Annotated in this window: 23 protein-coding genes; 14 read left to right on the forward strand and 9 right to left on the reverse strand. The window is 62.1% G+C overall.

What is annotated here, in order from left to right; translation table 11 throughout:
• Positions 1 to 3 precede the first annotated feature (3 nt).
• Genes dprA through ACX3P0_RS08305 form a run of 4 tightly spaced genes read right to left on the reverse strand, consistent with a single transcriptional unit; the run spans position 4 to position 4,002 of the window.
• A complete protein-coding gene (gene dprA / locus ACX3P0_RS08290; RefSeq protein ID WP_459087829.1) occupies positions 4 to 1,128 on the reverse strand; it encodes a DNA-processing protein DprA in 1,125 nt (374 codons plus the stop codon).
• A complete protein-coding gene (gene plsY / locus ACX3P0_RS08295; RefSeq protein ID WP_459087830.1) occupies positions 1,125 to 1,724 on the reverse strand; it encodes a glycerol-3-phosphate 1-O-acyltransferase PlsY in 600 nt (199 codons plus the stop codon). Before plsY ends, dprA begins: the two co-directional genes overlap by 4 nt.
• Positions 1,725 to 1,756: 32 nt before the next feature.
• Complete coding sequence (locus ACX3P0_RS08300) at positions 1,757 to 3,043, reverse strand: dihydroorotase (RefSeq protein ID WP_459087831.1); 1,287 nt, start codon at positions 3,041 to 3,043, stop codon at positions 1,757 to 1,759.
• A complete protein-coding gene (locus tag ACX3P0_RS08305; protein ID WP_459087832.1) occupies positions 3,040 to 4,002 on the reverse strand; it encodes an aspartate carbamoyltransferase catalytic subunit in 963 nt (320 codons plus the stop codon). Before ACX3P0_RS08305 ends, ACX3P0_RS08300 begins: the two co-directional genes overlap by 4 nt.
• A gap of 163 nt (positions 4,003 to 4,165) precedes the next feature.
• Here ACX3P0_RS08305 and ACX3P0_RS08310 point away from each other — a divergent pair, with 163 nt between their 5' ends.
• Both ACX3P0_RS08310 and ACX3P0_RS08315 read left to right on the forward strand, forming a co-directional pair.
• A complete protein-coding gene (locus tag ACX3P0_RS08310) occupies positions 4,166 to 5,797 on the forward strand; it encodes a DNA alkylation response protein (protein WP_459078643.1) in 1,632 nt (543 codons plus the stop codon).
• A gap of 205 nt (positions 5,798 to 6,002) precedes the next feature.
• Positions 6,003 to 6,332, forward strand: a complete 330-nt coding sequence (locus ACX3P0_RS08315) for a DUF6105 family protein (RefSeq protein WP_459078792.1) — start codon at positions 6,003 to 6,005, stop codon at positions 6,330 to 6,332.
• Here the strand turns inward: ACX3P0_RS08315 and ruvX are convergent.
• Positions 6,262 to 6,756 carry a Holliday junction resolvase RuvX gene (ruvX, locus tag ACX3P0_RS08320; protein ID WP_459087833.1) on the reverse strand — a complete coding sequence of 165 codons (495 nt, stop codon included), beginning with the start codon at positions 6,754 to 6,756 and terminating at the stop codon, positions 6,262 to 6,264. The genes ACX3P0_RS08315 and ruvX overlap by 71 nt on opposite strands.
• Before the next feature lie 70 nt (positions 6,757 to 6,826).
• Between ruvX and ACX3P0_RS08325 the strand changes: the two genes are divergently transcribed.
• From ACX3P0_RS08325 to ACX3P0_RS08360, 8 genes are all read left to right on the forward strand, one after another.
• On the forward strand, positions 6,827 to 7,534 hold the full coding sequence (locus ACX3P0_RS08325) for a metal-dependent hydrolase (RefSeq protein WP_459078645.1): 708 nt from the start codon (positions 6,827 to 6,829) through the stop codon (positions 7,532 to 7,534).
• Positions 7,535 to 7,617: 83 nt separating this feature from the next.
• The gene (gatC, locus tag ACX3P0_RS08330; protein WP_459078646.1) at positions 7,618 to 7,905 is read left to right on the forward strand and encodes an Asp-tRNA(Asn)/Glu-tRNA(Gln) amidotransferase subunit GatC; all 288 of its coding nucleotides are present in this window, start codon (positions 7,618 to 7,620) and stop codon (positions 7,903 to 7,905) included.
• Between the two features lie 75 nt (positions 7,906 to 7,980).
• A complete protein-coding gene (gene gatA / locus ACX3P0_RS08335; RefSeq protein ID WP_459087834.1) occupies positions 7,981 to 9,462 on the forward strand; it encodes an Asp-tRNA(Asn)/Glu-tRNA(Gln) amidotransferase subunit GatA in 1,482 nt (493 codons plus the stop codon).
• A 152-nt stretch (positions 9,463 to 9,614) separates the two neighbouring features.
• On the forward strand, positions 9,615 to 10,409 hold the full coding sequence (locus ACX3P0_RS08340) for a YdcF family protein (protein WP_459087835.1): 795 nt from the start codon (positions 9,615 to 9,617) through the stop codon (positions 10,407 to 10,409).
• 146 nt (positions 10,410 to 10,555) lie between these two features.
• Positions 10,556 to 11,959, forward strand: a complete 1,404-nt coding sequence (locus tag ACX3P0_RS08345; RefSeq protein WP_459087836.1) for an L-serine ammonia-lyase — start codon at positions 10,556 to 10,558, stop codon at positions 11,957 to 11,959.
• Positions 11,960 to 12,024: 65 nt separating this feature from the next.
• On the forward strand, positions 12,025 to 12,462 hold the full coding sequence (locus ACX3P0_RS08350) for a DUF1489 family protein (RefSeq protein WP_459087837.1): 438 nt from the start codon (positions 12,025 to 12,027) through the stop codon (positions 12,460 to 12,462).
• Positions 12,463 to 12,559: 97 nt separating this feature from the next.
• Positions 12,560 to 13,291 carry a vWA domain-containing protein gene (locus ACX3P0_RS08355; protein ID WP_459087838.1) on the forward strand — a complete coding sequence of 244 codons (732 nt, stop codon included), beginning with the start codon at positions 12,560 to 12,562 and terminating at the stop codon, positions 13,289 to 13,291.
• Positions 13,291 to 13,986 (forward strand): J domain-containing protein, encoded by a 696-nt coding sequence (locus ACX3P0_RS08360; protein ID WP_459087839.1) that lies wholly within the window; start codon positions 13,291 to 13,293, stop codon positions 13,984 to 13,986. Before ACX3P0_RS08355 ends, ACX3P0_RS08360 begins: the two co-directional genes overlap by 1 nt.
• 39 nt (positions 13,987 to 14,025) lie before the next feature.
• Here ACX3P0_RS08360 and ACX3P0_RS08365 read toward each other — a convergent pair whose 3' ends face one another.
• Positions 14,026 to 15,399, reverse strand: a complete 1,374-nt coding sequence (locus tag ACX3P0_RS08365) for a D-alanyl-D-alanine carboxypeptidase (RefSeq protein WP_459087840.1) — start codon at positions 15,397 to 15,399, stop codon at positions 14,026 to 14,028.
• Positions 15,400 to 15,809: 410 nt separating this feature from the next.
• Between ACX3P0_RS08365 and clpS the strand changes: the two genes are divergently transcribed.
• The 3 genes from clpS to ACX3P0_RS08380 all read left to right on the forward strand — a co-directional run bounded on the left by clpS (position 15,810) and on the right by ACX3P0_RS08380 (position 19,853).
• Entirely contained in the window at positions 15,810 to 16,139 is a 330-nt protein-coding gene (gene clpS, locus ACX3P0_RS08370; protein WP_459087841.1) for an ATP-dependent Clp protease adapter ClpS, read from the forward strand.
• 6 nt (positions 16,140 to 16,145) lie between these two features.
• Positions 16,146 to 18,638 (forward strand): ATP-dependent Clp protease ATP-binding subunit ClpA, encoded by a 2,493-nt coding sequence (gene clpA / locus ACX3P0_RS08375; RefSeq protein WP_459078655.1) that lies wholly within the window; start codon positions 16,146 to 16,148, stop codon positions 18,636 to 18,638.
• Positions 18,639 to 18,839: 201 nt separating this feature from the next.
• Positions 18,840 to 19,853 carry a glycoside hydrolase family 25 protein gene (locus ACX3P0_RS08380; RefSeq protein WP_459087842.1) on the forward strand — a complete coding sequence of 338 codons (1,014 nt, stop codon included), beginning with the start codon at positions 18,840 to 18,842 and terminating at the stop codon, positions 19,851 to 19,853.
• 789 nt (positions 19,854 to 20,642) lie between these two features.
• Here the strand turns inward: ACX3P0_RS08380 and ACX3P0_RS08385 are convergent.
• Positions 20,643 to 20,825, reverse strand: a complete 183-nt coding sequence (locus ACX3P0_RS08385) for a YegP family protein (RefSeq protein WP_459087843.1) — start codon at positions 20,823 to 20,825, stop codon at positions 20,643 to 20,645.
• Positions 20,826 to 20,984: 159 nt separating this feature from the next.
• On the opposite strand from ACX3P0_RS08385, the gene ACX3P0_RS08390 reads away from it, so the two are divergent.
• Entirely contained in the window at positions 20,985 to 21,233 is a 249-nt protein-coding gene (locus tag ACX3P0_RS08390) for a GIY-YIG nuclease family protein (protein WP_459087844.1), read from the forward strand.
• A gap of 143 nt (positions 21,234 to 21,376) precedes the next feature.
• Here the strand turns inward: ACX3P0_RS08390 and ACX3P0_RS08395 are convergent, their stop codons facing one another.
• Both ACX3P0_RS08395 and ACX3P0_RS08400 read right to left on the reverse strand, forming a co-directional pair.
• Positions 21,377 to 21,865 (reverse strand): DUF4145 domain-containing protein, encoded by a 489-nt coding sequence (locus ACX3P0_RS08395; protein ID WP_459087845.1) that lies wholly within the window; start codon positions 21,863 to 21,865, stop codon positions 21,377 to 21,379.
• Positions 21,866 to 22,083: 218 nt separating this feature from the next.
• Positions 22,084 to 22,956 (reverse strand): COG3904 family protein, encoded by an 873-nt coding sequence (locus tag ACX3P0_RS08400; protein WP_459087846.1) that lies wholly within the window; start codon positions 22,954 to 22,956, stop codon positions 22,084 to 22,086.
• Positions 22,957 to 23,117 lie beyond the last annotated feature (161 nt).

Raw genomic sequence — 23,117 nt, forward strand, 5'->3', positions numbered from 1 at the left:
CAGTTAGAAAACAAGCGAGACATGGCCCCCGGCATGGCGTTCCAGCCGGCTCGCCAGATCCAGTTCGAGCAGCACCATGAACACCTGCGCCGGATGCAGGCCGGTGTGATGGATGATCTCGTCGGCGGCCACCGGCGTCGGTCCCAGCGCTTCTACGATACGTGCACGGTCGTCCTCGCCGGGCGGCGTTACGGAGAAATCCGGCGGTTCCTCCAGCGGCAGGGCGAACGACGCAGGCATCGCCGAAAGCGGGGAGAGAGCGCTGACAACGTCATCCGCCTCGGTGACCAGAATAGCGCCGTCCTTGAGCAGGCCGTTGGCGCCGCCGGCGCGCGGGTCGAGCGGCGAGCCCGGCACGGCAAACACCAGCCGCCCCATTTCGCCCGCAAGCCGCGCGCTGATCAGCGAGCCGGATCGCTTTGCTGCTTCCACCACCACCAGCCCGAAGGCGGCCCCTGCGACCAGCCGGTTGCGGCGCGGAAAGTCCTGCGCGCGCGCTTGCCAGCCGAACGGCATTTCGGAAATGACCGCGCCGCCGCGCTCGCAGATATCCTCGATCAGCCCAATGTTTTCGGGCGGGTATGGCATGTCTAGGCCGCCGGCGAGAACGCCCACCGTGCCTGTCGAAAGGCTGCCCTCATGGGCTGCGGTGTCGATGCCGCGCGCCAGGCCGGAGACGACGGCATAGCCTTCGCGGCCAAGGTCGGCGGCAAGCGCGCGGGCCATCTTGATGCCGGCAAGCGAAGCGTTGCGTGCGCCAACGATCGCCACCGCCGGCAAGCCGAACACAGCCCCTTGGCCCTTCATCGCCAGCAGCGGCGGTGGGTGGTCGATGGCTTTCAGCAGCGGCGGGTAATCCGCCTCGCCGATGCCGACGAAGCGCGCGCCGGCCTTTCTGGCGGCTTCCATTTCCGCTTCTGCTTCCGCAATCGAAGGGATGCGCACAAGGCGGTTCGCACCGCCCGAAATCATCAGCTCGGGCAGCATTTCAAGCGCTGTTTCGGCTGAGCCGAAGCGGTTTATCAGATCGCGAAACGTGGCCGGGCCAACATTCTGGGTGCGGATCAGACGAAGCCAGGCGAGCCGCTGCCGGTCGTTGAGACGAGGCGCAGCAGTGCGCTCGTTCATCCCTTGGCGCCGATCCGGCCTTCCGTGCCTGCCATCAGCCGGGAGATGTTGGCGCGATGCTTGATGAAGACGATGAGGCTCATGACCGCAAACAGCATGGCGATTTGCGGCGATGCCTGAAACCACAGCGCTATCGGCACCACGATGGCGGCCGTCAGCGCCGCGAGCGACGAGTAGCGGAAGATGATGGCGACGATCAGCCATACGGCCGCGAATACCAGCGCGCCCTGCCATGCCAGCCCGAGCAGTACGCCGAGATAGGTCGCGACGCCCTTGCCGCCCTTGAAGCCGAGCCACGCCGGAAAAAGATGGCCGATGAAAGCGCCAAAGCCGGCCCACAGTCCCAAGGTCGGGCCAAGGGTCGGGCCGTAATGCGCGGCGATAAGCACCGCCGCCGTACCCTTCAATATGTCGAGGATCAGCGTGGCGGCTGCGAGGCCTTTATTGCCGGTTCGCAGCACGTTGGTCGCGCCGATATTGCCGGAGCCGATGGCGCGCACGTCGCCCAGTCCGGCGGCGCGGGTAAGCAGCAGGCCGAAGGGAATCGAGCCGAGCAGATAGCCGAAAATCAGCGCGATAATGTAAAAACTGGTCATGGCTCCCCCAGATTGGCCGGGCCCATGCCAGCCTAAGCCGAAAACACTGTGCGGCCCGCGACCATCGTTTGCAAGACCTTGCCCTGCAGGCGCGCGCCCTCGAAACAGGTGTTCTTGGAGCGCGAGCGGATGCCGCTTTCGCTGACCACCCATGGCTCGTCCAGATCGACCAGCACCAGATCGGCGGATGCGCCGGGCTTCAGCGTGCCGCCCGGCAGGCCGAACAGCTTTGCCGGTGCTGTGGACAGAAGCTCGATCAGCCGCAGCAGCGACACGTCCTCATTGTGATAAAGCCGAAGGGCCGCGCCCAGCAGTGTTTCTAGCCCGATCGCGCCCGCTGCGGCGTCGGCAAAGGGCAGGCGCTTGGTGTCGACGTCCTGCGGATCGTGCGAGGAGACGATGAGGTCGATGGCGCCGTCTTTCACGGCCTCGACCATCGCCAGCCGGTCGTCCTCGGCGCGCAGCGGCGGCGTCAGCCGGAAAAAGGTCCGGTATTCGCCGACATCGTTTTCATTGAGGCAAAGATTGTGGATCGACACGCCGGCGGAAACATTCGCGCCGTCTGCTTTGGCGCGCGCGATCGCGTTCGAGGCCATCGCGGTGGAGATTTTGGCGGCGTGGTATGCGCCGCCGGTCAGCCGCGCCAGCGCGAGATCGCGCTCTAGCGGAATGATTTCCGCCTCGCGCGGAATGCCGGACAAGCCCAACCAGCTTGCATAGAGCCCCTCGTTCATGACGCCCGACGCGGCGAGGTCGGCGTCCTGCGTCTCATGCGCGATGACGGCGCCGAAATCGCGTGCATAGGTCAGCGCGCGGCGCATCACCGCCGAACTGGCGATGGTGTGGCGGCCGTCGGTGAACGCGACGCTACCGGCCTCGCGCAACAGGCCGAACTCGGTCATTTCGCGCCCCGCGAGCCCCTTGGTGATGGCGGCGGCGGGATAAACGTTGACGCTGGCCGTGTCCCTGGCGGTGCGCAGCACGAATTCCACCAGCGCCACATTGTCGATCACCGGATCGGTGTCGGGCATCATCACGATGGAGGTGACACCGCCGGCCGCCGCCGCATGGCTGGCCGAGGCAATGGTTTCGCGATGCTCGCCGCCCGGTTCGCCGATGAAAACGCGCGAATCGACCAGACCGGGGATGATCGTTTTGCCGGTGCAATCGATGACGGCAGCACCTTCCGGCGCGCCCTGATTGAGCGCGGATTCTCCTGCCGCCGCTATCTTGCTGCCGTCGATAATGACTGATCCGACCTCATCGATGCCACGCGACGGATCGACGATGCGGGCGCGCTGGAGGATGGTGATGCTCATGCGCCGCGCCCCTCGTTACGGCGCGGGTCGAGCAGCGCTTCCATCACGGCCATGCGCACGGCAACGCCCATCTCCACCTGTTCCTGGATGACGCTTTGCGGACCGTCGGCGATCTCGGAGGCGATTTCGACGCCCCGGTTCATCGGCCCCGGATGCATGACCAGCGCGTCGGGCTTGGCCGCCTTCAGCTTTTCCGCATCAAGCCCAAAATAGCGGAAATACTCGCGGATCGAAGGTACGAAGGCACCGGCCATGCGCTCGCGTTGCAGGCGCAGCATCATCACCACGTCGGCGTCCTTCAGCCCCTCGGCCATGGACTTGGCGACGATGACGCCCATGCGTTCGATGCCGGTGGGTAGAAGCGTCGAGGGGGCCACCACGCGCACCTGCGCGCCCAGCGCGTTCAATAGCATGATGTTGGAGCGCGCGACGCGCGAATGCAAAATATCGCCGCAGATTGCCACGATCAGCTTCGACAGCGGCCCCTTGGCGCGGCGGATGGTCAGCGCGTCGAGCAGCGCCTGCGTCGGGTGCTCATGCGCGCCGTCGCCGGCATTGACCACCGAACAGCCGACTTTTTGCGCCAGAAGAGCGGCAGCGCCCGCCGACTGATGGCGGATGATCAAGATGTCGGGCCGCATGGCGTTCAGCGTCATCGCCGTGTCGATCAGCGTCTCGCCCTTCTTCACCGAAGAACTGGCCACCGCCATGTTCATCACGTCCGCGCCGAGCCTTTTTCCCGCAAGCTCGAAGGAAGCCTGCGTGCGCGTGGACGCTTCATAGAACAGGTTGATCTGCGTTCGCCCGCGCAAGGTCGAGGTTTTCTTCTCCGGCTGGCGCGAGATCGCCACCGCGCGATCCGCACGGTCGATCAGAAGCTCTATGTCGGCGGGAGAAAGCGTGCTGATGCCAAGAAGATGGCGATGAGGGTATAGCGGCAGGGGGGGCGCGTCTGTCATCTTAAAGGCGTGCTATAGGGCGCGGCCGCGCACCTCGCAAGCACAGGCTCTGGATTACATGGCTTTCCCCCGGTATTTTCGTCGCGCACACGCCAGGCCTTAGGCTATAACGCCGCGACGGCGCGGATTCTTCAACCGGTGCCTTCCAGCATGAGGAGAGGGCGTGAGCGACGAAGTGACCAACCAGCCGCCGCCGCTGACGGGTGGCAATGCCTGGCGCGGCGATCCGCTGCTGATCCAGCTTGCCGAGCAGTTTTCCGACCCCGTGCGCAAGGATCTCGACGCGCTCGGTCGCTTCGTGCTGACGCATGAGGCGCAGGATCTGGCGCGCCTGGCCAACACCGAGACGCCGAAGCTCAAGACGCATGACCGTCAGGGCCGGCGGCTCGATCAGGTCGAGTTCCATCCGGCCTATCACGCGCTGATGCGCCGTTCGGTGGCGAATGGCCTGCATTCGTCCGTCTGGGAAAACGGCGATGCCGAGATCGGCCGCCGCCATCAGGTGCGCGCCGCGCGCTTTTATCTCACCGCCGAACTCGAAACCGGCCATCTGTGCCCCATCACCATGACCAGCGCTTCGCTGGCGGCGCTGATGGCCAGCCCAAAACTGTTTCGCGAATGGGCCCCGCGCGTCACCACGCGCAAATACGACCAGAGCCAGAAGCCACCGGTGGAAAAAACCGGGCTGACGCTCGGCATGGGCATGACCGAAAAGCAGGGCGGCACCGATGTGCGCGCCAACGTCACCCGCGCCGAACGGGCCGGCAGCACCGGCTTTTACCGCCTCAATGGCCACAAATGGTTCATGTCGGCACCGATGTCCGATGCCTTTCTGGTACTGGGGCAGGCGGCGGAAGGGCTGTCGTGCTTCCTGGTGCCACGCATTCTGGGCGACGGCTCGGGCAACGGTTTTCATTTCCAGCGGCTGAAGGACAAGCTCGGCAACCGTTCGAATGCTTCCTCGGAAGTCGAGTTCGACAACGCCATCGGCGAAATGGTCGGCGATCCCGGTGCTGGCGTCAAAACGATCATGGACATGGTGACGCTGACGCGGCTGGACTGCGCCGTCGCTTCCTCGGCGCTGATGCGGGCGGGACTGGCGGAAGCCGTCCACCATGTACGCCACCGCCAGGTTTCCGGCGCAAAACTGATCGACCAGCCGCTGATGCAGCGCGTATTGGCCGACATGGCGCTCGATGTCGCGGCCGCGACCGCGCTGTCCTTCCGGCTGGCGCGCTCTTTCGACGAGGCGGCGGGCGACCGGGGCGAGGCGGCTTTTGCCCGCGCCATGACGCCTGTGGTCAAATACTGGGTCTGCAAGATCGCACCGCCGTTGCTCTACGAGGCAATGGAGTGCATGGGCGGCAACGGCTATGTCGAGGAAGCGCCGCTCGCGCGCTATTACCGCGAGGCCCCGGTCAACGCGATATGGGAAGGTTCGGGCAACGTCATGGCGCTCGACGTGTTGCGCGTGCTCAACCGCGCGCCCGGCCTGTTCGAGGATGTGCTGGCTGGCATCGACCGCGATCTGGGGGCGGGCGGACGCGGCACTATCGGCGTGCTCAAGGCCGCCATGCAGGTGGCCAGCACCGACGAAGGCTCGGCGCGTCTCTTGACGGAGCAACTGGCGCTTTCGGCGGCGGCGGCGGAACTGCGACGGCTGGGGGCAGGGCGCATCGCCGACGCCTTTGTCGAGACGCGGCTCGCCGGGCAATGGCGCAATACCTACGGCATGTTGGATGCCCGTCACGATGCCCGCATGATCATCGATACGCTGTACCCGCCGACAAGTTGAATTTTAGCGGCTCGGCAAGGGGCATTTGGCTACCTGTTAATTTCCGTTAACCTTAACAAATGGTTTAGATTGCGGCTTCGGCCGGCAAGGCTCACTGTTATGGTTACCGAAACGGAATCGCCATGCAGCCACTGGTAGTCCTATTATCGATATTTCCGTTGCCAGCCTCTGCACGCCGCGGAAGGGCGTTCTGATGCGCCATTGGATGCGCTATCTGCTGGTGATGTGGGCAGCCCCGCTGGTTTTGTTCTGGGGCTGGTTCTTCCTGTCCTACTACGACATCAATTTTGGCTACGTGATGCTGACGCGCCAGCTCCACGATCTCGTTTTCGAGCTTTATGGCGAAATGCTGGGCATCGATCCCACAATCATCCCCGGCATGATTGCCAAGGCCTGCGTGTTCGATGCGTTGATCGTGCTGGCGATCTGGGCGTTCCGCCGCCGCCGCACCATCGCCGTCTGGTTCAGGTCTGCGCGCGAGCGCTGGCAGGGCCATTCAGCACACGAAGCCGGTCCAAGGCTCCCTGCAGAATAAAGGCGGCGGCTGCCGAATCGATCTTGCCGGCGCGCTTCTTGCGTGAAAAATCCATCTCGATCAGCGTTCGCTCGACTGCCACGGTCGAAAGCCGCTCGTCCCACATCACGAAGGGCAGGTCCGAAACCTGCTTCATGCTGCGCACGAAGGCACGTGATCGTTGTGCGCTCGGCCCTTCCGAGCCGTCCATGTTGACGGGCAGGCCGATGACGACCGCACCGACATTTTCTTTTGCGAGCTGCGCAAGCAGCGTCGTTGCATCGAGCGTGAACTTCTTGCGCATGATAACGGGGCGCGGATGGGCGAAGGAAAAATTCTGGTCAGACACCGCGATGCCAATGGTCTTGTCGCCGAGATCAAGGCCGGCCAGCGTCTTGCCGCCGGTCAGATAGGCGGGAAGCTCTTCTATCGTGACAATGCCCACAGGCTTTCCTTTGACTTGAACCGACAGGGTTCTATCCTTGGCCCGACAAAAAATCGAGGAGACGTAGATAATGAAACTGACCTGGTACGGCCATTCCGCCTTCAAGGTAGAGACGGCGGATGCGAAAATCCTCATCGACCCGTACCTCATCGGCAATCCATCCTGGAACGGCGGGGTCGAAGGACCGGCCGAAGGCGTCACCCACGTTCTGCTGACCCACGGCCATGACGACCATATCAGCGGCGCGGTCGAGGTGCTGAAGAAGACCGGCGCGCAGCTCGTCGCCAATTTTGAGATCTGCATGTATCTGGTCGGCAAGGGCGTCAGCGGCGACACGATCAATCCGGGCAATATCGGCGGCACCGTCGATTGCGGCTCGTTCACCACGACATTCGTGCAGGCGCTGCATTCCTCATCCACGCAAGGGCAGGGTGGCGAAAACACCTATCTCGGCAATCCGGGCGGGCTGGTGCTGCATTTCGGCGGCGAAAAGACGCTCTACCACATGGGAGACACCGATATTTTCTCCGACATGGCGCTGATCCACGAACTGCATCAGCCGCAGATCGGTATTGTCCCCATCGGCGACCGCTTCACCATGGGCGGCGCGGTGGCGGCCCTTGCCTGCCAGCGCTTTTTCAAGTTCGACACGGTGGTGCCGTGCCATTTCGGCACCTTTCCGATCATCGACCAGACCGCCGACAAATTCACGGCCGGGCTGGAAGGGTCGGGCATCAAGGTCGCGCTGCCCAAGATCGGCGAGACCATCGAGCTTTGACACAAGCCCGACCTGTTGCGCCGCGCGCCGAGCAAAGCTATAGCGCGGGCTGGTTTTCCAAGGCCTAACCTAAGGGTCCCATTATGTCCGTTGATCTTCCGACAGTGAAGCGCGTGGCGCGCCTTGCCCGCATTGCGGTGAGCGAGGAGGACGCGCAGCGCATGGCCGGCGAACTCAATGCCATCCTCGGCTTTGTCGAGCAATTGAACGAGGTCGATGTGGCCGGCGTCGAGCCGATGACATCGGTGATGCCGATGGCGATGAAGAAGCGCCAGGATGCCGTCACCGATGGCGGCAAGGCCGACGACATCGTCGCCAACGCGCCCGCGACCGAGGAGAATTTCTTCCTCGTGCCGAAAGTGGTGGAGTAGGCGGCAGCGCCGTCTCCACCCCACCTTGAATTTCATGAAGCAGCCTAGCGCTGCATGAGCCGAAACGATCCCGCCATGACCGACCTGACCAGACTGACGATTTCCGAGGCCCGCGCAAAGCTGCGTGGCAAGGAGATCACGGCAAGCGAATTGACCGACGCCTATCTGGCGGCAATCGAGCAGGCTAATCCCTCGCTCAACGCCTATGTCGCGGTGACCGCCGACAAGGCGCGCGCCATGGCCAAGGCGTCGGACGAAAAGCTCGCCAAGGACGACAGCGGCGCGCTGGAAGGCATCCCGCTCGGCGTCAAGGATCTGTTCGGCACCGAAGGCGTGCATACGCAGGCCGCGAGCCATGTGCTCGACGGCTTCAAGCCGCGCTACGAATCGACTGTCACGGCCAATCTGTGGGCCGATGGCGCGGTCATGCTGGGCAAGCTCAACATGGACGAGTTCGCCATGGGCTCGTCCAACGAGACGTCCTATTACGGCCCGGTCGTCAACCCGTGGCGCGCCAAGGGCTCGAACAGGCAACTGGTTCCGGGCGGCTCGTCCGGTGGCTCGGCCTCCGCCGTCTCCGGCTTCCTGTGCGCCGGCGCCACCGCCACCGACACCGGCGGCTCGATCCGCCAGCCGGCGGCGTTCACCGGCACGGTCGGCATCAAGCCGACCTATGGCCGCTGTTCGCGCTGGGGCATCATCGCCTACGCCTCGTCGCTCGACCAGGCTGGCCCCATCGCTCGCGACGTACGCGACGCGGCGATCCTGCTCAAATCCATGGCCTCGGTCGATGACAAGGACACGACCTCGGTCGACCTGCCGGTGCCGGATTATGAAGCGGCGCTCGGCAAGCCGATCAAGGGCCTGAAGATCGGCATTCCGAAGGAATATCGCGCCGACGGCATGTCGCCGGAAATCGAAACGCTGTGGCAGAAGGGCATTGCCTGGCTGAAGGACGCCGGCGCCGAGATCGTCGACATCTCGCTGCCGCACACGAAATATGCGCTGCCGGCCTACTACATCATCTCGCCCGCCGAGGCCTCGTCCAACCTCGCCCGCTATGACGGCGTTCGCTACGGCCTGCGCGTGCCTGGCAAGGACATTGTCGAGATGTACGAAAACACCCGCGCGGCCGGCTTCGGGCAGGAGGTCAAGCGCCGCATCATGATCGGCACCTATGTGCTGTCGGCCGGCTATTACGACGCCTACTACATCAAGGCGCAAAAGGTGCGCACGCTGATCAAGAAGGATTTTGAGGACGTCTTCGCCGCCGGCATCGACGTCATCCTGACGCCGGCGACGCCTTCCGCCGCCTTCGGAGTCGCCGATCAAGAGATGGCCGCCGATCCGGTGAAGATGTATCTCAACGACATTTTCACCGTGACCGTGAACATGGCCGGCCTGCCGGGCATCGCCGTTCCCGCCGGCCTCGACGCCAACGGCCTGCCGCTCGGCCTGCAACTTATCGGCAAGCCCTTCGATGAGGAAACGCTGTTCCAGACGGCGCATGTCATCGAACAGGCAGCGGGCATGTTCCAGCCGGAAAAGTGGTGGTAGTGGGTCTTAGTGCGTCCTTCGAGGCTCGCTTCGCTCGCTCCTCATCCTGAGGTGTGAGCGAAGCGAGCCTCGAAGGACGCAGGACGATACTGTAATCGACAAAGCTCCACGCTCCTCATCCTGAGGGACATCTCGAAGGACGCACTACCCCCATGTTCTTCCTTCTCTCGAAAATCGTCGGCTTCTTCATCCAGCCGCTTAATTTCGCGATCCTTCTGCTTTTTGCCGGGCTTGCGGCAACCGTCTTCAGCCGGCGCCGGCTGGCGGCGGGCAGCAGCGCGGCGGCCTTGGCGGTGCTGGCGCTCTCCGTCTGGACCTCGCTCGGCCCTCTGATGCTCACCCCCCTGGAAGAGCGCTATCCCAAGCCGGCCCTGCCGCAAGAGGTCGATGGCATCGTCGTGCTTGGCGGCGGTTTCGAGGGCGCGATCAATCTGGCGCGCGGTGGTTATGAATTGAACGCCGGCGGCGACCGCTATGTCGAGGCCGCAATCCTCGCCCGCCGCTTTCCGGCGGCGAAAATCGTCGTGTCCGGCGGTGCCGGCGCGCTGGTGCTGGAGGGCGAGAGCGATGGCGATACCGCGCCACGCCTGCTGATCGCGCTCGGCGTCGAACAGGACCGGCTTGTTCTCGAAACACGTTCGCGCAACACCTACGAGAACGCGGTCTTCACCAGAGAGATGGTGACGCCGAAACCCGGCGAGACATGGCTTCTGGTAACATCGGCCTTCCATATGCCGCGCGCCAAGGCGCTGTTCGACAAGGCCGCCTTTGCGACGGTGCCGTGGCCTGTCGACTACCGCACCACCGGCAAGGAAGGCGTCAGCCTCTTCGCCGACAATGCGGCCGATTCGCTTCAGGCAACCACGCTTGCCATCCGCGAATGGGTCGGGCTCTTCGCCTATTGGCTGACCGGCAAGATCGATTCTCCGTTTCCGGGGCCGGCCTGAGCGTTTTTCCCGCGGATGTCGCGGCCGGATCAGGCAAAGTCGGCGCATGCGGCGTGTACGGATGCGAATCCGCAGAAAGAGAGTGCAAGTTCCTATATATAAATCTGTCTGTATGCTCGTTCGGGGTTACTTGGGAGATTTCGCGCGTGTTCCTTTCGGTTTTCGACCTGTTCAAGATCGGCATCGGGCCGTCGAGTTCGCACACGATGGGGCCGATGACGGCTGCCGCCCGCTTTCTCGACGAAATCCTGCATGGCGACTGGCCGCGCCCGGCCGGCGTCGCTGTCGATCTCCTCGGGGCCAGCCTGCATGGCTCGCTCGCCTATACCGGCATCGGCCATGGCACCGACCGCGCGGTCATCCTCGGCCTGACCGGCGAAACGCCGGTGACGATCGATCCCGACAAGGCCGATGGCATCATAGCCGCGATCACGGCGGACAAGCGTATCTCGCCGCCCGGCCACCCGTCCTACCGCTTCGACCCGGCCACCGATCTGGTGATGGACCGCAAGACGAAACTGACCGGCCACGCCAACGGCATGGCGTTCTATGCCTATGACGGCAGCGATCGGCTGCTGCTCAAGCGCATCTATTATTCCGTCGGCGGCGGTTTCGTTCTGTCCGAGGAAGAACTGCAGCGCGCCAAGGCCGGCGGCTCCGTGACCACGGAAGGCAAGAAGGTGCCGTATCCGTTCAAGCGCGCCGACGAAATGCTGGTGATGGCGAAAAAGAGCGGTCTTTCCATCGCCGAGATGAAGCGCGTCAACGAAGAAACCTATATGACGCGCGAAAAGCTCGACGCCGGCCTCGACGGCATCTGGGACGCCATGCGCCGTTGCATCGAGCGCGGGCTTGCGCAGGAAGGCATCATGCCGGGCGGCCTCAAGGTGCGTCGGCGCGCGCGCATGCTGCACGACAAATTGCAGGAACAGTGGAGCCAGAACAAGCCGAACCCGCTGCTCGCCAATGACTGGCTGTCGGTCTACGCCATGGCGGTCAACGAAGAAAACGCCGCCGGCGGCCGCGTCGTCACCGCGCCGACCAATGGCGCTGCCGGCACGCTGCCTTCGGTGCTGCGCTACTGGCTGCATTTCCATCCCGAAGCCGACCAGCCCTCGATCCGCGATTTTCTGCTGACGGCGGCGGCGGTTGGCGGCATCATCAAGACCAATGCCTCGATTTCCGGTGCTGAAGTCGGTTGCCAGGGTGAGGTCGGTTCGGCTTCCGCCATGGCTGCGGCGGGCTTGTGCGCCGTCATGGGCGGCACGCCCGAGCAGGTCGAGAACGCCGCCGAAATCGCGCTGGAGCATCATCTGGGCATGACCTGCGATCCGGTCGGAGGGCTGGTGCAGGTGCCGTGCATCGAACGCAACGCGCTTGGTGCGGTAAAGGCGGTGACTGCGGCCTCCCTCGCCATCAAGGGCGACGGCACGCATTTCGTGCCGCTCGATGCCGCCATCGAGACGATGCGCCAGACCGGCCGCGACATGAACGAGAAATACAAGGAAACCAGCCTTGGCGGCCTCGCCGTCAATGTCGTGGAGTGCTGACAAACTGCCTGTGCACAACGCGACTTGGCGTTGAACCGCCGCCGCATCAGCGCTAAATTCCGGTCATGCCTCTGAACATCCTGAAATTGTGCGTCGGTGCCGACAGCGTTGAAGACTTGGAAGCGTGGGTCGCGACGTGCCTCGACGAGCGTCGCCGCAAGGGTGAGCCGCTCGAACATTGGCACACCACCCGCATGATGCCGACACGGGGCGCCGAGATCGTCGCTGGTGGCTCGCTCTACTGGGTCGTCAAGGGCAACGTCCAGTGCCGGCAATTGATAACCGAGATTCGCCCGTTCACCGACGCCGAGGGCATCAAGCGCTGTAAATTGATGCTGGACCAAGACATCGTCCGCACCGATTGGCAGCCGCGCCGCGCTTTCCAGGGCTGGCGTTATCTCAAGCAGGCCGATGCCCCGGCCGATCTTGGCAAGGGCAAGGCGGGCATGGCCGAGATGCCGCCGAAGCTGCGGCTCGAACTGGCTGAACTTGGCCTGCTGTGAGGCAGATGGTCCGGCAGTCGGATATTCTTGCCTGCAAGCCAGGTCGGCATAGGGTGACGGGCTTGCAAGCCGTCCGGCTAGGCCACATCTTGTCTGCATGACCGAAAAGAAATCAACGCTGCCGGCAAGCGCCGACAAATCGGCGGCTATGGCGCGCTCGGACAAGAGCGAGATCGAAGCCTTCGTGCAGCAGGCGCGCGCGCTTGGCGCGACGGCGGGGGGCTCGGGGCGATTGATCCTGTCGCTCGATGCGACGATGAGCCGGCAACCGACCTGGGATCTGGCCTGCACGCTGCAAGGCGAGATGTTCGACGCCGTCGGCAAGGCGGGGGCGCTTGCCGTGCAATTGGTTTACTTTCGCGGGCTGGGCGAGTGCCGCTCGTCCGCCTTCGTCACCGACACCGGAAGTTTGAAGCGGCTGATGACGCGCATCGAATGCCGCAGCGGTCATACTCAGATCGGCAAGGTGCTTTCCCATGCCCTGAAGCAGACCGCATCCGCCAAGGTCAACGCGCTCGTCTATATCGGCGATGCGATGGAAGAAAATGTCGATGACCTGGCGGAAAAGGCCGGCCGCCTCGGGCTGCACGGCGTTCCGGTCTTCATCTTTCAGGAAGGCCACGATTCCGGTGCGGAGGCAGCGTTCAAGGAAATCGCGCGGCTGACCAAGGGAGCCTGGTTTCGATTCGACCGGTGCGCCGCCGCCAATCTCGCCGGGCTGCTGTCAGCGGTAGCCGTGTTTGCGGCCGGCGGCCTGAAGGCGCTGGAGGCGAGGAACAGGCCGGAAGACCGGCTTATGATCCAGCATCTGCAAGGTGGCGGACACTGATGGGCGTCCTTATCGCACTTGTCGCGTTGCTGCTTGTTCTCCTGGGCGCTGTCATGCTCTTCCTGCGTACAGATCCCGCGAAACTGGCCGGCGGCATGAAGACGCTTGTACCTGTGTTGCTCGGGCTGGCCGGTCTTGCCGCGCTGGTGGTTGGCCGCGAAGGTGTCGGCGGCCTGCTGCTGTCGGGCGCGTTCGCCTGGTATGGGTCGATGCGGATGAGGCGCGGGCCGAAGCCGCTGGCGAGCAAGCATTCCATGGTGCGCACGGCGGCGCTCGAAATGGAACTCGATCACGGCACCGGCGCGCTGGAGGGGCTGGTGCTTGCCGGTCGCCATGAAGGCAAGATGCTGGGCTCGATGGGGCTTGGCGAATTGCAGCAGCTTTACCGGGAACTGCCGGGCGATCCCGAAAGCCGGCAGTTGCTAGAGACTTATCTTGACGGCCGTTTTCCCGTCTGGCGCGACAACGCGCAGGCGAATGGTGGCGAGGGGCTGGGTGTGTCGCCAGGTTCTGGCGCCATGACTAAGGAGGAGGCCTACAAGATCCTTGGTCTTGAAGCGGGAGCCGCCGCGACGGATGTCCGCAATGCGCACCGCCGCCTGATGCAGCGCCTGCATCCCGACATCGGCGGCACGTCTTTCCTGGCGGCGCGGATCAACGAAGCCAAGGACGTCTTGCTCTCCAACCACAACTGATCTCCTTCGACAAAAAACATTTCCGGGAGAGGGCGCCGCCTATTGCTGGACGGCGTAACACTGAATTTTCTGCTTCTTCAGGCCATTGCAGGCCTTCCACGCCGCGCCCTTCGAATCGAAACCGCCGAAGCGGGCGCGGAAATAGGTCACGCCGTCCATCTTGAAGGGCATGGTGAAGGCCGAGGCGTCGGCGAGCAGCCGGGGTGCCTGCTTGGAGGTCTTGTCGAGGATCGCCTTGGCTTCGCCCTTGCTGGGCGAGGAGGCGACCTGCACGGCCCAGCCGGATGGCAGCGAAGCCGTATTGACCGGGTCGACCGGCTGTTCTGCCTCGGCGTAGGCGGCGGCGACCACCGGGGCGGCTGCCTTCTCCCGGGGCGCTTCCTGTTCAGCCATCTTGAAGGGGATGTTTTCCTTCAAGGGCTTCACATTGTCCGGCGCTGAGGCAAGTTCCTCCCGTTCCGGGCGGCTGTCGGGAGTAGGCGCGTCCGTCTTGGGCAGGAGCGACTTCACCAGCGCCACGACAGTCTGGCTGTCTTTGGTCTTGGCGATCAGGTCGCCGCCACCGCCGCGCGGCGAAGCTTTCGGCATATAGGTTTTGATCAGCGCCGCCATCTCGTTGTCGCGGCTGGCGCCCGACGTTCCGCCCATGACGACGGCAACGATGCTGCGCCCGCCATCCTTGGCGGATGAGACGAGGTTGAAACCGGACGCACGGGTATAGCCGGTCTTGATGCCGTCGACGCCCTTGATGCGGCCAAGCAGGCGGTTATGCCCGTTGATGCGCCGCTTGCCGTACATGAAGGAGCGTTGCGAAAAATAATCGTAATATTGGGGGAAATGCTCGCGCAGCGCGATACCAAGGATCGCCATGTCGTGCGCCGAGGTGAACTGGCCGGGGTCCGGCAGGCCGTTGGCATTGCGGAAGACGGTGCTCTTCATCCCGAGTGCGCGTGCCTTGGCGGTCATCATGCGGGAGAAATTCGCTTCGCTGCCGCCGAGAAGTTCGCCCAGAGCGGTCGATGAATCATTGGCGGATTTCGTCACCATGGACAGGATCGCGGTGTCCACGCTGATCGCGCCGCCCTTCCTCACACCGAGCTTTGTCGGTGGTTCAGCGGCGGCGTTGGCCGAAAAGGTAACCTTCGAGGATTTGCTGATCTTGCCTTTGGCGAGCGCCTCGAACGTCAGGTACAGCGTCATCATCTTGGTCAGCGATGCCGGATAGCGGCGTCCGTTGGCGTCCGACGCGTAAAGCGTCCTGCCGGTGTTGGCGTCGACCACGATCGCCGAATGCCGTGCCGCGAACGATGAAGTCGCCCCGGCCACCGTGAATGTCATCGCCAGCGCGAGCATCATCACAGCCTGAAGCGGAGAACGAAATTTGGAGTTGATGCCTGCCGACGCCTGACGCACTGCCACATCCTTTGAATTTTGTTGCAATCGGAGGCGGCAAAGGGTCCAACCTCACTTTTCGAGGCAACCTACGTCGGCAGCGTTACCAATCCGTTTATGGTAACCGGCGCGTTCACCATTTTTGTCGGGTTAGACGCGAATTTTAAGAAAATCTTGGCTAACTTCGGCGGGTCCACGCCCTTCGCCGCCGATCCATATCGGGGCGCTTACTCTGGAATAGGCGTGCTCCCGCTTCAAGATTTTGAAAATCGCCCTAGATTGAATAGCCAGCCATATTGTCACCCGGCGAGAAGGGCTTAAAATCCCGTACCAAGCACCTACATGTCGATCACATGAGGATGAGTTCAGCGGCCAGAGCCAAGAGGCAGGAATACGTGAATAGACTTTCTGCCATAACGCGCGTTGCGCGCATGCAAGACGGAGAACGCGGCGGCAATGGTGTCGGCCGGGGCACCGCCGTCATTACGCGAACCAAAACCAAAACCAAGAAACCCAGTCTTTACAGGGTCCTGATCCTCAACGACGACTACACGCCGATGGAGTTCGTCGTTCATGTCCTGGAACGTTTTTTCCAGAAGGACCGCGAAGGCGCCACACGCATCATGCTCCATGTTCACAATCACGGAGTGGGCGAGTGCGGTATCTATACATTCGAGGTGGCCGAGACCAAAGTGTCCCAGGTCATGGATTTCGCCCGACAGAATCAGCATCCGCTGCAATGCGTGATGGAAAAGAAGTGAGGTAACATGCCGGCTTTCTCCCAGGGCCTGGAAAAGGCGCTTCACCAGGCATTGACGCTCGCCAATGAGCGTCACCATGAATATGCAACCCTCGAGCACCTGCTGCTCGCGCTGACCGACGACGCGGAGGCCGCTGCCGTGATGCGCGCCTGCAATGTCGATCTGGACGATCTGAAGCATACGGTGCTGACCTATATCGACACCGAACTGGACAATCTCGTCACCGGTTACGACGAGGATTCCAAGCCGACCGCCGGCTTCCAGCGCGTCATCCAGCGCGCCGTGATCCATGTGCAGTCCTCCGGCCGGGAAGAAGTATCCGGCGCCAACGTGCTCGTTGCGATTTTCGCCGAACGCGAGAGCCACGCCGCCTATTTCCTGCAGGAACAGCAGATGACCCGCTACGATGCGGTCAACTACATCTCGCACGGCATCGCCAAGCGCCCCGGCGCTTCCGAGGGCAGGGCGCCGCGCGGCGCCGAGGAAGGTGAGGGCGGCGCGAGCGGTTCCGAGCAGCAGGAGGATCCGGCCAAGAAGAAGCAGCAGGACGCGTTGACCGCCTATTGCGTCAATCTGAACATCAAGGCCAAGTCCGGCAAGATCGACCCGCTGATCGGCCGTGCATCGGAAATCAACCGCACCATCCAGGTGCTGTGCCGCCGCTCCAAGAACAACCCGCTCTATGTCGGTGATCCCGGCGTCGGCAAGACAGCCATTGCCGAGGGGCTGGCCAAGCGTATCGTCGAGGGTGACGTTCCCGAAGTGCTGCTCGACGCAACCATCTTCGCGCTCGACATGGGCACACTTTTGGCCGGCACCCGCTATCGCGGCGACTTCGAGGAACGGCTGAAGCAGGTCGTCAAGGAGCTTGAGGACTATCCGGGCGCGGTTCTGTTCATCGACGAGATCCACACGGTGATCGGTGCTGGCGCAACATCGGGCGGTGCCATGGATGCATCGAACCTGTTGAAGCCGGCGCTTTCTTCGGGCGCGATCCGCTGCATCGGATCAACGACTTACAAGGAATTCCGCCAGTTCTTCGAGAAGGACCGCGCGCTGGTGCGGCGCTTCCAGAAGATCGACGTCAATGAGCCGACGGTCGAAGACGCCATCGAGATCATGAAGGGCCTGAAACCCTATTTCGAGGAATTCCACAAGGTCAAGTACACGGCCGAGGCGATCAAGGCCTCCGTGGAGCTTTCGGCCCGCTACATCAACGACCGCAAGCTGCCGGACAAGGCGATCGACGTGATCGACGAGAGCGGCGCGTCGCAGATGCTGGTGCCCGAAGCCAAGCGCAAGAAGACCATCGGCATCAAGGAGATCGAGGCGACGATCGCTACCATGGCGCGGATTCCGCCTAAAACGGTTTCGGCCGACGACGAGAAGGTTCTGTCCGGTCTTGAGATCGAACTGAAACGCGTCGTCTACGGCCAGGATACGGCGATCACCGCGCTGACCTCGGCGATCAAGCTGGCGCGTGCCGGCCTGCGCGAACCGGAAAAGCCGATCGGCTCCTATTTGTTCTCAGGCCCGACCGGTGTCGGCAAGACCGAAGTGGCCAAGCAGTTGGCCGCCTCGCTCGGCGTCGAGCTGATCCGCTTCGACATGTCGGAATATATGGAGCGCCACACCGTCTCGCGGCTGATCGGCGCGCCTCCCGGCTATGTCGGCTTCGACCAGGGCGGCCTTTTGACGGACGGCGTCGACCAGCACCCGCATTGCGTGCTGCTGCTGGATGAGGTCGAGAAGGCGCATCCGGACCTGTTCAACATCCTGTTGCAGGTGATGGACCATGGCAAGCTGACCGACCACAACGGCAAGCAGATCGACTTCCGCAACGTGATCCTCATTATGACCACCAATGCGGGCGCATCCGATGCGCAGCGCGCGGCGATCGGCTTCGGCTCGACAAAGCGCGAAGGCGACGATGTCGAGGCGATCAACCGGCTGTTCACGCCGGAGTTCCGCAATCGGCTCGATGCGATCATCCCGTTCGGTTCGCTGCCGATCCCGGTCATCCACCAGGTCGTGCAAAAATTCGTCATGCAGTTGGAGGCGCAGCTTTCGGAGCGCGGCGTCCTGTTCGACCTGTCGCCGGACGCCATCGCCTGGCTGGCCGACAAGGGTTACGACGAGCGCATGGGCGCACGCCCGCTCGGCCGTGTCATCCAGGAGCACATCAAGAAGCCGCTGGCCGACGAAGTTCTGTTCGGCAAGCTGAAGAAGGGCGGCACGGTAAAGGTCACCGTCGAGAAGAAGGAAACCGGCGAGACCGGCCTAAAGCTCGAATCCATCGCCGACGAAGCGCCGGTAAAGCCCAAGCGCGAGCCGGAAGAGGGGCCGAAGGCCAAGAAACCGGCGGCAAAAAAGCCCGCAGCCAAGAAGGCTGTTGCGCAAAAGCCGACGCCAAAAGGCCCCGATTCCAAGGGCCCTAATGCCAAGAGCAAAGACGGCGGCAAGCGCAGCCTGGTGCCGCAATTGCCCCGCAAGAACTAATTTTTGCCACCGCATGAGAAAAGCCCCGGAAACGGGGCTTTTTTCTTGGCGTGAGCATCGGCTGAGTGCCCGCCGATTTGCTGCCAATATGGTAAAAATTCGATTCAAACTTTGTTGGTAGTTTCTTGTTAGGACTTGGGTTCGGCTTTGTCCGGCGGTGCGTTCTGCCGCCGATCTGTTTTGTCTTGCGTACAGGTTCAGATGCGAACGCCAAGCGTTGTCGCCCTCATTTCGGTATTGTGCCTGGCTGGCTGTACGTCCACTTCCGGTATCGATTCGCTCCAACTGGACCAGCCGTCGAACGAGACGACAAGCTCGGTGGTGCGGCCAAGCGCGCCGATCACTGCCAGCGCGATGGCCTCGGTCGAGGCCGCGCCGGCCTTTCCCGATGCCTCTCCCCCGTCGTCGCCGATGCCGCCCATGGCGCTTGCCGACCCGGATGGACTGGCGACCAGTGCGGCGAAATCGATCACCCTCGTCGCGCCGACCAAGCCGGCGGTCGCCCGCACGATCTACGGCTACGGTTTTCGCGATGCCAAGCCGATCAATTTCGGCAAGCGCTCGCCCCGGCGTCTCGATGTCCACGGCGTCGACGTGTCGCGCTGGCAGGGTGACATAGACTGGCCGAAGCTGCGCCGTCAGGGCGGCAATTTCGCCTACATCAAGGCAACCGATGGCGGCGACCATCTCGATCCGATGTTCAAGAAGAACTGGCGCGAAGCCAACGAGGCCGGCCTGCGGCGCGGTGCCTACCACTTCTTCTACTGGTGCCGGACGGCCAGTTCGCAAGCCGACTGGTTCATCCGCAACGTGCCGAAGGTGGACGGCGCGCTGCCGCCGGTGATCGACGTGGAATGGAACGGCGAATCGAGCTGCAAGCGCCGCCCGTCGCGCGCCGCGGTGCTGGAAAAGATGCAGGTGTTCATGGACAGGCTGGAGCGTCATTACGGCCAGCGGCCCATCATCTACACCGCCCCCGATTTCTACGAGGACAATCTGGAAGGCGCGTTCAAGAACCACCCGTTCTGGCTGCGTGCGGTGGCCCAGCATCCGTCAAAAGTCTATCCCGGCCGCAAATGGCTGTTCTGGCAATATTCCGGTTCCGGCCTGTCGCACGGCGTGAGCGGCAGGATCGACCTCAACGTATTTCACGGCTCCGAGCGCGAGTGGCGCAACTGGGTGAACGGGCGGCAGACGGTAGCCGACGCGGACTGAGCCCATAACTCGCCATCGTCACGCTGCTCAGCCCGTCTGAAGCCTACTTGCTCCAGACCAACGGCACGCGCCACCATCTGGCTCGCGACAAGAAAAGCCTGACTTTTCCGGTGCTCGGAAGCGACAGCCGCCCCAAACGCGTTTCACCGTTGCCACGCCCGCTTTTGCGTCTGGCCATTTCAAAGAACGCTGCCCTGCGGCAGGTGGGAAGCGCGACGCGAGGCCGTGCCTTCGATAATTTGATACATGGCGCGAACCTCGCGTCACGCCGGCGTTTTCCGTTTCCGTCCGATCCGCTACACCGTCCGGCATTTGCGCCTTCCAGCTTGTGTGCTCGCTCCAGCACGCACGGGCCATAGTACCCGCGGGTGACCCTCTGGACGGAACCTCCCCGGGCGACAGGCACGTTTCCCTGCCACCGGAGGCGCCGGTTTCTCCCCACACGTTCACCGTCGCGACCGGCGTTCCCATGGGAGAAACTGCGAGGGATTATGCGGGGAGGTGGAGAGGGTGTGGATATATTTATTTCGAGGGAGCGCTTCGTCCAGCACCTCTCATCCGACCCTTCGGGCCACCTTCTCCCACAAGGGGAGAAGGCAAGTCCTGCGCCGGCATTTCGCCAATCGCCAACGTTGGTGGTTGGCGGCGGCGTAAATGCCATGCTCTTACCTTCTCCCCTTGTGGGAGAAGGTGGATCGCCGCGAAGCGGCGAGACGGATAGGGGTGCTGGACGGAGCGCTCCCAGTTCCGTCATCCCCGGTCCCACGGGGCTTACCAAATCGAACGTCCTTAGCTTGGCGTGCAATTCATGCCATTACGGCGAGCGTTGTCGATGCAATCCTGCCTGTTCGAATAGCCTTGGGTGGAAGAACCGACGATCCTGCCGTTGGAGGCAGTGCGCCGCCAGCGCCAGCCGTCATTGCCGTTATAGATTTCCCACGTATCGCCGTTCCCGTCCTTGCAACTCGCCATTGTAGTTCTCCTGTTGAGAACACGGGCGTACGGCGAGTCGGGGAGGGATTTCTACGAATTGGGCACAACCGGAGGGTGGTGGAGGCGAGGTGGATGGTTGTGGGCTTGGCATAAGGCGAGGGAATTTGCTTTTGCGTGACGCACAGTTAGCATTCCGGCATGACGGGTTATGTCTACATGACCGCCAGCCAGAAGCGCGGGGCGATCTATATCGGCGTGACCAATGACCTCGGCCGCCGTAGCACAAGGCGGGAGGCAGGAGGCAGTTCCCGTTTTACAAGCCGCTATGGCGTGCAGCGTCTCGTCTTGTATGAGGAGCATTTCGACATGCGTGACGGTAATGGAAGATCGACCTGGCCGAAAAGCCAACCTGACTGGTATGAGCTCTTTCGCGGGTTAGGCTGTTAGCGCTTCGTCATCCTCGGGCAAGCGAAGGCAAAGCCGAGCGCGACCCGAAGATCCATGCCATGCCATCGATCCTATACGCCGATGCTCATGATCTAGGCCCTTCCTCGGCCTCGGAGCATTGCCGAAAAGGAACGGCATGGATCCTAGGGGCTACGCCTCGCTACGCTCGCCTCCGCCCTAGGATGACGAAATGCGTGTTTATACTCTTTCATTCTGCCTTCAAATTCCGCTGCACGCATTTCAAAGTCGAGAGGAATTTCATAAAAAAAGTCAAAGAGTGTCTCGAGGATCTGAAGGCACCACTGCGCATCTTCGTACTCAAGCTCAAATGGATGGTCGGCAGATTCCAAATCGGAAGGATGTGCCGCGAGATTGCCGATCCGGCGAATGGTGTCTGCGAACAATGAGAAAAGCCCGACGCCCGTGAAATCGGACCCTTGTTTGGCAGAAATGATTTGTTTGCTGAGGCTTCTGTCATTGTGGCCGAGAGTTTGTAACAGTTGCTCTAAGCAGCGCCTTGAGACAATAGCTGACGCCGACGGGCTGCTTTCAATGATTGCGCAAGCTTCTCCATATGATCTGCCGGGAGTATTGGGAACGTGGATGAAGTCTCGTTCTAGGTAGATCTGCATCAGCTCTGATCTCCATGATATTTCGACCCGATCTTAAGATCGGGCCGAAATATCAGCGCTTACTGTCGTTTTTTTCCGTCGTGAAGCGCACCTTAAAGAACGTCCTTGGCATCGTGTAAGCCATTGAGTTCCCGATGCGTGGTTTCGGGCTTGTTCCGTGAAAGAGTCCTTGGGCTACTTAAGCTGAGTCCCTTGTGGCGATTTGCAAACTGGGTCCATCAATGTGCTGAAGATTGAACACCTGTCATTATCTCTCTCTCGCAAAGCCCAGGATTCTCACTTCCAATGCATTGATGAGCGTTCCAAAATCGTAATTCGAATTCTGGAGCAGTGATGCCCCATAGAAGAGATTCAGCGCACGCTTGTGCTCTTGATGGAATTTTTGGATCGTTACTGTCCAATTTTCCGTATGTCGAGTAGCATCTATTTCCGGCAACGAAGCGTTTTCTGTACTCGCCAGTAGAAATACCGTATTTCGTAGCCTCTTTCGCTGCCTTCTTCTCGTCATAGACGATATCCAACCTTGGCACGATTACATCCGTCTCTTTCCCGTGGTAGCGCTTCACCTGTTCTGGAGGCGTGTTGACCATGATTTCGAAGAAGGAAGGAGTGATGTTCATTTCGGACAGGTATACACGGACCTCTTCGAAAACTTGATTTAAGGTCGTCCCGATCATCTCGGACCGTAGTGGTTCGCCAGCAAGGTATGGGCGATGCAGGCCGAGGACGCCGAAATTTTTGCGATCAACGGCTCCCACATAAATGAGTGCGCAACTGCTGTAGCACCTTCCACCGTATGGGATTATCGCGGACAGGTTGGACTTTCGGATCATCCGGCCAATTTTCATTGCTGTATCTATGTCGCCACCGTCGCTATCGAGATTGACCGAGACCAATGAGATGTTGTCAAAACGGGATATCGCCCGTTTGAAGTCTTCATCCATCCCTGGAACAATAGGTCCCCACACACGAATAGCCCACGATTTTAACGACGTATGGACACCCGTCGGCAGGTCGTCGACGAGCACTTGTGCTTGTGAGTGTCCGGAAAAAAGAACCATCAGCGCGACGGCCAACAACGCTCGCAGCATGTATACACCCTCCAAACAGAATTCACCGTGTGAGCCAGCTCGGGCGACTTAAGCCGAGTGTCAACGGCGGAGCAAAATCAGGCCAATGGGCGGAGTAAAACCAGGCCACGGTTTGCGTGCGTATGAGACCGCCGGGAGGGCGTAGCCCGAGCGGGGGTCTC

The sequence above is a fragment of the Mesorhizobium sp. A556 genome, from assembly GCF_054489545.1.

Excerpts from the sequence above, each read along its gene's own strand:
- dprA (WP_459087829.1), bottom strand. The coding sequence starts at position 1,128 with ATGAACGAGCGCACTGCTGCGCCTCGTCTCAACGACCGGCAGCGGCTC.
- plsY (WP_459087830.1), bottom strand. The coding sequence starts at position 1,724 with ATGACCAGTTTTTACATTATCGCGCTGATTTTCGGCTATCTGCTCGGC.
- ACX3P0_RS08300 (WP_459087831.1), bottom strand. The coding sequence starts at position 3,043 with ATGAGCATCACCATCCTCCAGCGCGCCCGCATCGTCGATCCGTCGCGT.
- ACX3P0_RS08305 (WP_459087832.1), bottom strand. The coding sequence starts at position 4,002 with ATGACAGACGCGCCCCCCCTGCCGCTATACCCTCATCGCCATCTTCTT.
- ACX3P0_RS08315 (WP_459078792.1), top strand. The coding sequence starts at position 6,003 with ATGCGCTATCTGCTGGTGATGTGGGCAGCCCCGCTGGTTTTGTTCTGG.
- ACX3P0_RS08325 (WP_459078645.1), top strand. The coding sequence starts at position 6,827 with ATGAAACTGACCTGGTACGGCCATTCCGCCTTCAAGGTAGAGACGGCG.
- gatC (WP_459078646.1), top strand. The coding sequence starts at position 7,618 with ATGTCCGTTGATCTTCCGACAGTGAAGCGCGTGGCGCGCCTTGCCCGC.
- gatA (WP_459087834.1), top strand. The coding sequence starts at position 7,981 with ATGACCGACCTGACCAGACTGACGATTTCCGAGGCCCGCGCAAAGCTG.
- ACX3P0_RS08340 (WP_459087835.1), top strand. The coding sequence starts at position 9,615 with ATGTTCTTCCTTCTCTCGAAAATCGTCGGCTTCTTCATCCAGCCGCTT.
- ACX3P0_RS08350 (WP_459087837.1), top strand. The coding sequence starts at position 12,025 with ATGCCTCTGAACATCCTGAAATTGTGCGTCGGTGCCGACAGCGTTGAA.
- ACX3P0_RS08355 (WP_459087838.1), top strand. The coding sequence starts at position 12,560 with ATGACCGAAAAGAAATCAACGCTGCCGGCAAGCGCCGACAAATCGGCG.
- ACX3P0_RS08360 (WP_459087839.1), top strand. The coding sequence starts at position 13,291 with ATGGGCGTCCTTATCGCACTTGTCGCGTTGCTGCTTGTTCTCCTGGGC.
- clpS (WP_459087841.1), top strand. The coding sequence starts at position 15,810 with ATGCAAGACGGAGAACGCGGCGGCAATGGTGTCGGCCGGGGCACCGCC.
- clpA (WP_459078655.1), top strand. The coding sequence starts at position 16,146 with ATGCCGGCTTTCTCCCAGGGCCTGGAAAAGGCGCTTCACCAGGCATTG.
- ACX3P0_RS08380 (WP_459087842.1), top strand. The coding sequence starts at position 18,840 with ATGCGAACGCCAAGCGTTGTCGCCCTCATTTCGGTATTGTGCCTGGCT.
- ACX3P0_RS08385 (WP_459087843.1), bottom strand. The coding sequence starts at position 20,825 with ATGGCGAGTTGCAAGGACGGGAACGGCGATACGTGGGAAATCTATAAC.
- ACX3P0_RS08390 (WP_459087844.1), top strand. The coding sequence starts at position 20,985 with ATGACGGGTTATGTCTACATGACCGCCAGCCAGAAGCGCGGGGCGATC.
- ACX3P0_RS08395 (WP_459087845.1), bottom strand. The coding sequence starts at position 21,865 with ATGCAGATCTACCTAGAACGAGACTTCATCCACGTTCCCAATACTCCC.
- ACX3P0_RS08400 (WP_459087846.1), bottom strand. The coding sequence starts at position 22,956 with ATGCTGCGAGCGTTGTTGGCCGTCGCGCTGATGGTTCTTTTTTCCGGA.